Source organism: Pseudoduganella buxea (assembly GCF_009720835.1).
Lineage (GTDB): Bacteria > Pseudomonadota > Gammaproteobacteria > Burkholderiales > Burkholderiaceae_D > Rugamonas > Rugamonas buxea.
Window position 1 is genome coordinate 1 of record NZ_WNKZ01000245.1, and the last position, 545, is coordinate 545.

The 545-nt window shown below is 72.7% G+C and carries 1 protein-coding gene and 1 pseudogene; both read left to right on the forward strand.

What is annotated here, in order from left to right:
- Nucleotides 1-273 (forward strand): annotated as a pseudogene (locus GM672_RS28645) (hypothetical protein); the annotation flags it as partial.
- Between the two features lie 91 nt (nucleotides 274-364).
- The coding region (locus GM672_RS27835) for a hypothetical protein (RefSeq protein ID WP_155473703.1) at nucleotides 365-545 on the forward strand (181 nt) is incomplete at its 3' end.

Here is a 545-nt window from a genome sequence, read left to right on the forward strand (position 1 = left end):
GCCGGTGGCGCTGGCGGCAGTGGCACGGGTGGCATGGGCGGCAACGGTGGCGGCAACATGGCCGGCGCGGCCACCGGTGGCGCCGGTGCCGGCGGTACCGGCGGCGCGGGCGGGAGCAATACCGTCAACGCCGGCGTGTTCAATATGTCGAACACGATGAGCGGCGTGGCGCAGTCGGCTGCCGGCGTTTCCGTCATCAGCCAGAACAGCGGCATCAGCTCGCTCGTGCAGCAAAGCGTCAACGTCCAGGCCAACCTGGCCGTGGGCCGCTGAGCGGGCCCTCGGCATAGCTGCGCGCCCCGGCCACCGTGCAAGCGGCGGCCGGGGCATGTCGACATCCGCAAACGAGTTTGGGAGGAAGGCCATGAATCATCCGAACAGCGACGCTGCCGCCCCGGTGGTCGCGGCGTGGGTGCCGCACCGGGTGCCGCTGCGTACGCCGCATGGGTTGCCGCAATGGGTCGCCGCCACGGCCGGCCGCCTGTGCGCCATCTTGCTTGCCGTGGCGGGGGCAATGCTGGCCGCGCACCCCGCCCACGGCGCGG